At 69.4% G+C, this 10,130-nt stretch carries 6 protein-coding genes; 4 read left to right on the plus strand and 2 right to left on the minus strand.

From position 1 onward, the window contains the following. Positions 1-410 precede the first annotated feature (410 nt). Both BEK98_RS44725 and BEK98_RS44730 read right to left on the minus strand, forming a co-directional pair. On the minus strand, positions 411-3,602 hold the full coding sequence (locus BEK98_RS44725; protein ID WP_244202257.1) for an AAA family ATPase: 3,192 nt from the start codon (positions 3,600-3,602) through the stop codon (positions 411-413). Positions 3,603-3,607: 5 nt separating this feature from the next. Next, positions 3,608-4,930, minus strand: a complete 1,323-nt coding sequence (locus BEK98_RS44730) for a metallophosphoesterase family protein (RefSeq protein ID WP_094222584.1) — start codon at positions 4,928-4,930, stop codon at positions 3,608-3,610. A gap of 132 nt (positions 4,931-5,062) precedes the next feature. On the opposite strand from BEK98_RS44730, the gene BEK98_RS44735 reads away from it, so the two are divergent. Genes BEK98_RS44735 through BEK98_RS44750 form a run of 4 tightly spaced genes read left to right on the plus strand, consistent with a single transcriptional unit; the run spans position 5,063 to position 9,951 of the window. Then, entirely contained in the window at positions 5,063-5,908 is an 846-nt protein-coding gene (locus tag BEK98_RS44735) for a hypothetical protein (protein WP_094222585.1), read from the plus strand. Between the two features lie 47 nt (positions 5,909-5,955). Continuing rightward, complete coding sequence (locus BEK98_RS44740; protein WP_094222586.1) at positions 5,956-7,095, plus strand: hypothetical protein; 1,140 nt, start codon at positions 5,956-5,958, stop codon at positions 7,093-7,095. Next, complete coding sequence (locus BEK98_RS44745) at positions 7,092-8,600, plus strand: hypothetical protein (RefSeq protein WP_094222587.1); 1,509 nt, start codon at positions 7,092-7,094, stop codon at positions 8,598-8,600. Before BEK98_RS44740 ends, BEK98_RS44745 begins: the two co-directional genes overlap by 4 nt. Then, complete coding sequence (locus BEK98_RS44750) at positions 8,590-9,951, plus strand: AAA domain-containing protein (RefSeq protein ID WP_094222588.1); 1,362 nt, start codon at positions 8,590-8,592, stop codon at positions 9,949-9,951. Before BEK98_RS44745 ends, BEK98_RS44750 begins: the two co-directional genes overlap by 11 nt. Positions 9,952-10,130 lie beyond the last annotated feature (179 nt).

Raw genomic sequence — 10,130 nt, forward strand, 5'->3', positions numbered from 1 at the left:
GGAGCAAAACGCCCTCTAAGCTGGCTGCGGGCGCGGGGCCTGATCATCTGGAGGCGCAGCCGTGAGGCACCTGCGTGAACGGCTCACCGACGCCTGGTCGTGGATCAACTACAAGCAGGCGATGCCTACCCGTCCAGGCCGGGCCACCACGCGTTCCCCGAGCTGAACACCTCGTGGGCGCCCGTCCGGGAACGCTTCCAGGACGCGCCGCGGTTCCAGCGGGTCCGGCGCAGTACCCTCACTGTCTCCTGTGGTGAGGTGAACGCGACGGCGTTCTCCCGGGAGATGGCCTCGGACCACATGGCAGGCCAGCCGCGCGCGGAGGAGGCCGGCGGCATCTCCCGGCCGTTTCCGGTGAGCCCTTCCGCGTCAAGGGGTGGGGACGGCGATGGATGGTGTGCCCTGTGTGGTTATCGCGCCTGGGAGTGCAGTCCGCTGGCGAGGTTGTCCTGGGCCATGTCGTCTCGCTCAGCCGGTGTGAGCCACCGGGCGGATGAGCCGGCGGTGGTCCGCTCCACCCACAGCACATCGTCGACGGCCTCGGCGACGGCGTGCAGGTGGCTGATCACCATTACCAGGCGGTCACCGCCGGCCTGGGCGCGCAGTACCTCCAGTGCCAGGTCCAAGGCGGTGGTGTCGAGAGCAGCGAAGCCCTCGTCGAGGAAGAGGGAGCCGAGAGTCGGCCCGCTGCGGGAGTGCAGTTCGGCTAGTGCCAAGGCCAAGGCGAGGGACGCCATGAACTTCTCCCCTCCTGACAAGCGATTCGGGTGGTGGGCGACCCCGGAGCTGCGGCTGATGATGTCGAAGTCGTCTGCGAAACCGAATCGACCGTCAGACATCTGCCCGAGCAGGTCGCTGGCGACGCCGAGCAGTGCGCGGGTTCGCAGCGTGGTGAGGTGGCCCAGGAACTTGGCGTCAACCAGTTCGCGGCGTAGTACCTCGAGGGCTTCATAGCGGGCTTCGCCTGCGGTGATGGCGAAGTCCAGGTCAGCGGCCGGCTTGATCAGATCCTGTGCTTCTCGCTGTTTGCAGCGCTGACCTTCGGCTTCTTTGGCTGCCTGCGCGGCTGCGGCAACGAGGGGGTGAAGTGATTTGGGTGCGGTCAGGTCGGCTGAGGCGTCGAAGTCGTCGATGTCGGCGAGTGCGGCTGCATACTCGCCGAGGCCGCTTTCGGCTGCAGATGCGCGTTCCGTCGCCGTGGTGGCTCGCTCAACGAGCTTGTCACCGAGTACTGAGATCGTCGTGGACAGGGCGGCGGCGTAGTGGCGGACTTCAGCGATCGTCGGCTGGGTGGGAGCTTCTGGTAGCGCTGGCCGGTCGGCCTCATCGAGTCGGGTGCGAGCTTGGTCTGCGGCCTGGGTCCACGCGTCGAGGTTGTCACGCAGTCTGTCGAGGGGGCGTTCCAGGCGGGCGTGGGTGTCGTGGTCGAGAATGCGCTGGTCGGCGAGTACCGCGGTCTTCTCCGCTCGGGCTGCTTCCCTCTGGTCGAGCAACTCTTGGAGTTCGGTCTGCCGGGCGTTGACGGCTGTGGTGGCGGCGTCCGTCTGTCCGACGACGATGTCGATCGGGTCGTGCGGCAACATCGCCTGGATGCGCGCGGGAAGCATGCCGATGTCCGCGGCAGTCCTTGCTGCAGCCCGGGCATGCCGCTCTTGAGCTGCGGATGCATCTTTTTTGTCGCGGTGGTGTGCTTTCTTGCGTTCTGCCAGTGTTTTGCGGTCCGCTTCGATTCCAGCGGTGCGGCGGTGCTCTTCGGCCTGCAGCTTTTCGGCGTGTGCGGTGGCCGCGTGTTCGCATGCGGCGATGGCGTGGGTGATCGCTGCGGTGTCCTGCTCGAGGTGCTGCTGGTGCGGTGATGCGGTGCTGTTGGTTGCGGGGGCGGCCAGGGCAGTGGTGGCGGCGGTCAGTCTTGCTGAGGCTGATCGGGCGTCGAAGTCCGTGCCTGCCTCGGTGGCCAGGGCCTCCAGGCTTCGGAAGGCTTGTTCCGCTTCCTGGGTAGTCTCCTGCGCCGTCTGCTGTGCGCTTTTGTGCTCGTGGTCACGTTCGAGCACCGCTTTGTCGGCGGCGGTCACGGCGGCGCGGGCTTCGGCGCGCAGGTCGACGACCCTGTCGTGTGCGCTCTTGGCCTGCTCTCGTTGCGTGTGCGCCTCGGCCAGTTCTTCCGCGTCGGCCGGTGCGGGGTGGAAGTCGGCCGGGAGCTGCCGGCGGCATACAGGGCAGTCGTCGTCGGGGTGGAGTTCGGTGGCGATCGCGGCTGCCTTTTTTCGCAGCCGCAGCGCCTCCAGGTGTGTCTCGGCCGTGGTGAGATCTTCGTGGGCCGCAGCTGCCTCGGCCTCCACCGGGCCGAGATCCTTGTGGGCGGATTCCTGCCGGTCCACTGCGGTGGCGTGGGCGCGCGCGGTGTCAGCGACGCGTCGGGCTGCCGAGAGGGCCGCGTCCAACGCGGTGCGGACAGTGGTGCTGTGCGTACGGATCTGCTTGCTGGTCTCGGCGGTGGCCTGGGCTGCCTCTGCCGTCGCTTCGACGTGTGCGGCCCGTTCGGCCAGTTCCGCTTCAGCCGTGGCGATGGCATCGTGTTCGTCGTCGAGTTGTGTGGTGAGGGAGGCCAACCGGTCGCGTTCGTCTCGGTGTTCCTCGGCGGTTTCTGCGAGGGTCTTCAGGATCATCGCGGCCTGGGCAAGGGCGTCCCGGCCTTCTCCTTGCCTCTCCGCCGCGGTGATCGCTCCGGTCAGTTCCTCTTCCCTGGCCGCAGCTTGCTCGGCACGCCGGTCGAGGAGGTCGTGCCGTGTGGTGAGGTCGGTGGCGGCGCACTCGAGCGCGTCGAGGACGGTGTCGGCGTCGGTCACCTGACGCATTGCCAGGCTCTGACAGGCGCTGGTGGCTGCCGCCGCGGTGTTCCGGGCTTGCGAGACCTCTTCCTGCAGTGCCGTGATACGGACGACGGCGGTGTTCAGGCGTTCGGCCTGGGCTGTGGCCGCGTCGGCGGCCGCACCGGCTGCGTCGGCCGTCTCCTGCGGGTTGTCCGGCATGGGAGCCCGTTTGGCTTTCGCATCGCCCAGGAGTTGCTGGAGCGTGCGGCCGTGGCGGGCGGCCAGGTTCCGGACTGCTTCCAGTGATTCGGCACCGAACAGTTCACGGAGCCGTTCGCTGCGCTCCTTGGGAGCGGCGGTGAGGAGCTGGTCGAACTTGCCCTGCGGGAGCAGTCCCACCCGCAGGAAGGTGTCGTAGCTCATCTGCAGCACCGTCTTGATGCGGTTGTCGACAGCCGTGGCGCCGTCGGTCTCCTCACCGGTGTCCAGGTTTTTCAGGTGGTGCCGGCCCGCGTTCGGGTTGGTGGCGTGCATGGTGCGGTGGACATGCCAGTTCTGCCCGTCGTGTACGAAGGTGAGTTCGACGCTCATGGCCTGTGCGCCGTCGGCGATGAGCTGCCGGGGTTCCTTGGCGTCCCAGGAGCTTTTGCGGAACAGGGCGAAGGCGATGGCGTCGAGCAGGCTGCTCTTGCCGGCGCCTGTGTCGCCGAGGACCGCGACCAGGCTCTTGCCGGTGAAGTCGACGGTGGCCTGGGCGGGGTAGCTGCGGAATCCGGTGAGGGTGAGTGTCATCGGTTTCATCGCGTGGTCTCCGCGTCGGTGGTGTCGATGCCGGTCAGCAGGCTGGAGCGGTCAAGCGTGTCGAGGGGTTGGCCGGCGATGGCCGCGGTCAGCAGCGTCTCCTCGCAGCACGGTGCGGGGTCCTCGGGGTCGGGTTCGGCTCGCAGGTGGGCGAAGGCGGCCATGGCGCGGTCCAGGGCCCGGCCGCCAGTGCCGCGGTCGGCGAGGTAGTCGTGCAGCAGGTCGTCGATGTCGGGCAGTTCGGTGGCGGAGGTCTGCCGGTCCAGCACGCGGTGTGCTGTGCCGGTACGGCGCTCGTCGATGTCGACGAGCGTCGCCTGCGGCAGCATCTTGGCAAGGGTGGCTGGCAGGGACGGGTCGAAGGCGTCGACGTTCACCACCGCTTTCACCCAGGCATCCCCCACGCGGGCGGCGCGGTGGGCGATCTGTTCCAGGGTTCCTTCGAGGCGGACCAGACGGCGGCCTGCGGTAAGCGGTTCGAGTTCGATGCGGGGATTGGTGTCCGGGCCGATCTCGGCGAGTACGACGCTCTTGGTGTCGCCGGTCTCGCCGAAGTCCATCTGCAGGGGGCTGCCGGCGTAGTAGGCGGGGAATCCGGAGCGGCCGACGGGCTGAGGTTTGTGGATGTGGCCGAGGGCGCCGTAGGCGACGTCGGGCAGGTCCGCGGCTGCGGCCGCGTACTCGGTGCTCAGGGAGATCCGCCGCTCCGAGTAGGACGGGAGGGCTCCTTCGATGAACAGGTGGGCGGCGTAGACGAGGACGTCCCGGGGGCCTCGGTCGGCGGTCAGGCGGCGGTAGACCTCGGCTTGGACGGTGCGCATCCGTTCGGCGTAGGTCGCGGTGGTCAGGGCGGGGTCGGCGAAGTCGTAGGTGAAGCGGTTGGGGTGCAGGTAGGGCAGTGCGCCGATCCGCAGGGTGAGCTCCCCGTTCCTGGTCGGGTACTCGGCAAGGAGCAGTCTGTCGGGGTGAGCGTCGGTGGCGAAGCGGACCCGGGTCTGGTCTCCTTCGCGGGCGCCCATGTCGTTGAGGACGTACTCCAGGAACGTCAGGACGTGAGTGGTGTCGTGGTTTCCGGCGACGACGACCACGGGCGCGATCGTGCCGAGGCGGCGCAGCGCCTGGGCCGCGCGGCGCATGTCGTCCAGGCTCGGCCGTGGGCTGTCGAAGAGGTCGCCGCTGTGCACGATCAGGTCGGGGGCGTAGTCCTCGGCGATGGCGATGATTTCGTCCAGGACGGCGTCGACCTCGCTGTCACGTCGATGGCGGCCGATCTGGCGGCCCAAGTGCCAGTCGGAGGTGTGGAATACGCGTCCCGTCACGGGTGCCTCCAGAGGAACGGCCTACGGGCCGGCGCGGGTTGCGCCGCCGCAGCCGGAGGTTCGATGTCCCGACTGTACCTCGAATCACAGGAAGAGTCTGGAAAACTCTGGAACTCTGGTAATGTCTGGTACATGAGTGATCCGCTGGACGCCCTGGAGAAGAGCATCGGCACCCTGCGCCGCGCGATCCGCGACGCCGCCGCTGCCGGTGACACCGAGCGGGCCGGCGAGCTGCGCATGCAGCTGCGCCGCGCCGAGCGGGCCTGGGACGCCCTCGTCGACGCCGGTGAACCGGCAGCCGCCCCGCCCCCTACCGTCCCGGAAGCGGCTCCGGCCGCCCGGGGATCGCAGCTCCCGGCACGCGAACACGTCCACCGCGCGCTGATGCTCCTCGGAGCCCCGGCTGCCCCCAAGCTGATCGTCGGCGTGCACGAGGCTTTCTTCCCGGGAGAGCTGTCCGCATCCAAGCTCTCCAGCCTGCGCCGGGACGAGGAGCGTTCCTACCGCTCCAGTCCAGGTGCCCGGCCGTACTATCTGTGCCCGGCACTGGCGCACGACCTGCTGACACCGGTGCGGGCACTGATCACCATCAGCACCTGGACGCTGGAGCAGCGCGTCATCGGCCCGCTGTCACCGCGCGTGGACTTCCTCACCAGCGCGATCGGCATCGCCGAAGCAGTGCACACCGCGGCCGAGTCCACAGCGGACGGACCCAGTCCGGAGGCTCTGCGGCTGTTGTGGCGCTTCGCCGTCAACATCCCCGACGCCATGCCGAGGAACGCCGCCGGTCACGAGGGCGCGCTGGATGCGCAGCAGGTGATCGGCGCCGCCCAGGCCGAGTTGGACGTGCATACGGACGCCGACCGTGCCACCCGGGCGGAAGCCGCGCGGCAGGCCCGTAAGTCCCTCGGGGACGACGAGCAGCTGTTCGGCGCGCCCCTGCGGGGCGTGACGCATCTGCGGTCGGCCCGCGCCTGACTCCCGTTCCCCGCAGCCCCTTCTCGCCCGCAAGGATCTACGAGACCGTGAAAAAAACAGTCGACGACCGCCTCGCCGCACTGCGCGGATCCGCGAAGCGCTTGGACTACAACGCCCGGTCGCTGGCGGCCCTGGAGAACAACCCGCGCTGCACACTGCGGGCCCTGCTGGACGCCTCCGGCTCCGACAAGACCGCGATCGCCACACACGTCGGCCACCCCCCGTCCTTCGGCCAGTCCTCCTTCGCCATCACCCGCGGCAACGCCTTCGAGGCGATGGTGAAGGACAACGGCTGCGCGGAACTCCTGCGCGTCCTGCGCGAGACCCTGCATCTGACGCTGCCGGAAGTGGGCTACGAGGACCTGAACGACGTCGGCGGCGACGGCCGCTCCAAGGAGCGCCACGAGCGCACCGAGGAGGTCCTGCTGCGGGCCGCCCGGGGCGAGGGCGACGGTACCTTGTTCGACCACCCGATGCTGCGCCTGCTGATCGGCGGGCACAAGGCATACCTGGAGCCGGACCTGGTCGCCCTTCGCATCGACGGACGCTTCCACATCGTGGAGATCAAGAGCTTCCCGATCATCGACGAGCAGGCGGATTCCACGCAGGTCCGGGCGGCGACCACCCAGGCATGCGCGTACATCATCGCGCTCCGCGACTTGCTCGGGCGGGCCGGCATCGGCGAGCAGGCCGTCTCCGACACGATCGTGCTCGTCGCGCCGAAAGACTTCACCAACCGGCCGACCGGTGCCTTCGTCGACGCTCGCAAGCAGGTGGCCGCTCTGACCCGTCAGCTGTCCCGCATCGAGCGCATCGGGGACCTGGTGGATCTGCTGCCCGAGGACCTCACCTTCGACCTCGCCCCGGACGCGGAAGATCGGCCCCGGCGCCCGGCCGAGGAGTTGACCGAGGCGCTGGATCGGGTCCTCGTGACGTATCGCCCGGACTGCCTGAACCACTGCGAGATGGCTTTCTACTGCCGCTCCCGCGCCCGCGCGGAAGCCTCGCTGGATGTCCTCGGGCCGGTGGTGCGCGAGCAGTTCGGCGGCATCGACACCACGACCATGGTCATGGGACTGGCGCGTGGAGAACTGACGCCGAGCGAGGACCAGGTGGAGATGGCCGCGGCCCTGCGGCACGCTGCACGGCTGCGCGCAGAACTGGAAGACCTCGGGGGCGCGGCATGAGCACGCTGTCGGCGCTGGCACACGTGCAGGCAATGGAGTCGATGCAGGCAGTGCCCCTGACCGAGTTCCGGCACCGGCACTTGTCGGGGCGGCCGCTGGTGATCGTCCCACTCGCCATGGCCGGAGAGGCCGGGGCTCCCCTGGCCGCGATGGTCGGCTCCGCCAAGAGGAACGGGACCCTGCTCGTCGTGGCCCAGCCCCGCAACCGCGACCAGCGGTTCGCGTTCGCCGCCGACCTCGGCCGGATCGTGATGGACTACATCGACTCCTTCCGCCAGGACCGCCGCGGGGAAGGCGAGCGTTCCCGGTACACCGAGGCGCCTCAGATCCTGGTGCCCAACCCTGGCGGCGTCAAAGCCCTGGCCGACCTGGGCCGCATGTGCCGCTTCCGCGCGACGTCCGGTCCCTACGCGGTACCGGACGTCGTACCGGAGTTCGGCATGTGGCTGACGTTCCTGGTCGACTGGGCCGAGCAGGCTGGCACCTCCATGCTGCTGCCCGTCACCGAAATGCTCACCGAGCACTGGGCGACCGGCCAGAGCACGCTCGAGGACCAGAATCTCGCCTCTCTGATGGCCTGGATCTCTCCCCCGTCGAGCTTGAGCGTCGAGCAGGCCATGGCCGATGCGGAGAACCCGGACGTGTGCCCGCCGGCGGGCCCGTCGACCTCCCCCGAGTTCGACAACCGCGACCTAGCCCCGGCGATCAGAAGGTTCGACACGGCCCGCACGCTCGGCGATCCGCATGCGCTGGCCGCCGCCGAGGCCGAACTGCGGGAACTGATCGCGGGACAGATCCAGCCCACCTGGCGCATGGTGTGGCAGGCCATATCGCTGCTGCGCTCCGTGCCCGAGGCGCCCCGGACCGCCAAGCGCTTCGAGGGCGACTGCAAGGCCTTCACGGACTACTCCGACTACCGGGACTCCGGCGGCCTACCGCAGCGCAAGCGAGACACTGCGATCGGCGCTGCCCGGCGCCTGGGCCGGCTGGAGCGCGCGCTGGCCGAATTCGAGTCCGACATGGCGTTCGACGATCGTTTCGTGCTGGCCGACCGGCGCAGCGCCGGTGAGGCGTTCGACGGGACGGTCGTGAAAGCCGAACCCGGCCGGACGGTCACCACGGACAAGAACAGGCGGGTGCCGCGGCCGCGCGTCACCGTCCGCACCGAGGATCCCGTGCGGCTGGCCGCCGACACCAAGCTGATCAGCCCGTCGCTTCCGACCGGGCACAAAGCCACGATCGTCTCCGTCCTCTCAGACCGCGACGTCACACAGATCACCTTGGAGATCACCGGCGGCATGGGGCGCGGTCGCGTCCCGAAGCAGGGCACCGTCCCGGAGCCGGGCCAGCGCATCGCCTACCTGCCCGACCCAGGGTGGCGCCCGGCACCGCAGTTCCCGGCCTCCGATGCCACCCCGTGGACCCACAGTGCCGCCGGCGCGGCCGGCACCGACCCCGCCGTACCCGAGGACGCCGCCGCAGAGGAGTGGGGCAATGAGGACTGACACCAGCACGACTCCCGAACCAGCCGTGCCCTGCCCTGCAGCAGCCGCCGTCGCCGCAACCCAGGCGATCCTCGCAGACATGGCCGACGGGCGTCACAGGGCCGTGGTCGTCGACTCCCCGCCGGGCGCCGGCAAGAGCACTCTGGTGGTCCGCGCCGCCCAGGAACTCACCGAAGGCGGCGAACGCCCGATCATCGTCGCCCAGACCAACAACCAGGTCGACGACCTGGTCGTGCGTCTGGCAAGGGAGCACCCCGGCATCGCCGTCGGACGGCTGAGTGCCACCGGCTACAACCCTCCGCCAGCCCTGGGTGCTCTGACGAACACAACCGTCGGCCGCACCCTGGCCGACCTGGCCGGCTGCCGGATTATCGTCGCCACCGCCGCCAAGTGGGCTACCGTCCGCGACGCCACGTTCGGCTGGGCGATCCTGGACGAGGCCTACCAGATGCGTTCGGACATGCTGTTGCAGATCGTCGAACGCTTCGAACGGGGGCTGTTCGTCGGCGACCCCGGCCAGTTGGACCCGTTCACGATCGTCGGTACCGAGCGCTGGATCGGGCTGCCGCACGACCCCACGCAGAACGGCGTCAGCGTAATGCTGGAGCACAACCGGAACATCCCCGTGCACCGGCTGCCGGTGTCCTGGCGCCTGCCGTCCTCGGCCGCACCCACCATCGCCCAGGCGTTCTACCCGTTCACCCACTTCACCGCCGGAACCGGCGACGACACACGCGCCCTGGAGTTCAGCACCGCCGGGCTCGCCCGCACCGACCTGGACGAGACCCTCGTGCAGGCCTTCACCACCGGCTGGGCCCTGCACGAACTGCCGCGTCGCCATGTCCCGCGAACCGACACCCAGACCCTCCAGACCGCCGCCGACCTCGCCGGCCGGCTGCTGGTCCGCGGAGCGGTCGCCACCTGCGAGCGCCACCCGGACGGCCGTCCCCTGAAGGCCGGTGACATCGCCATCGGCGTCGCCCACCGCGACCAGGCCGATCTGGTCCGGGCCGCACTTGCCCGGACCGGCATTCCCAACGCGCCAGGCGTGGCGGTGGACACCGCGAACCGACTGCAGGGCCGCGAGTTCGAAGTCGTCATCGTCGTGCACCCGTTGTCCGGCCGCCGGGACGCCACGGCCTTCCACCTCGAGGCCGGGCGGCTGTGCGTGCTCGCCTCCCGCCACCGACAGGCGTGCATCGTCGTCGCCCGCGAGGGAATCGCCGATCTCCTGGACAGCCACCCCTCGACCGACCCGGTGCATCTGTCCGTGCCGGCCAAATTCCCCGACGGTTGGGAAGCCAACCAGGTCATGCTGGCAAAACTCGCGCAGCACCGCGTCGCCGCATGACTCCCGTGCAGCACTCCGGCCCGGGTGTATGGCCTTCCCGCCAGATCCATTCGCATTCCCGGGTTTCGTCAGTGCCGGCGGTGGGACGGCGAAGTGCTGATGGGTAGTGCTTTGTGCCCTGGTGGAAAACGGCCGTTGTCCCGATTCATGGGAGATCTGTCAGTGGCGGCCTTCAAACT

The organism is Streptomyces diastatochromogenes (genome assembly GCF_002242805.1).
GTDB lineage: Bacteria > Actinomycetota > Actinomycetes > Streptomycetales > Streptomycetaceae > Streptomyces > Streptomyces diastatochromogenes.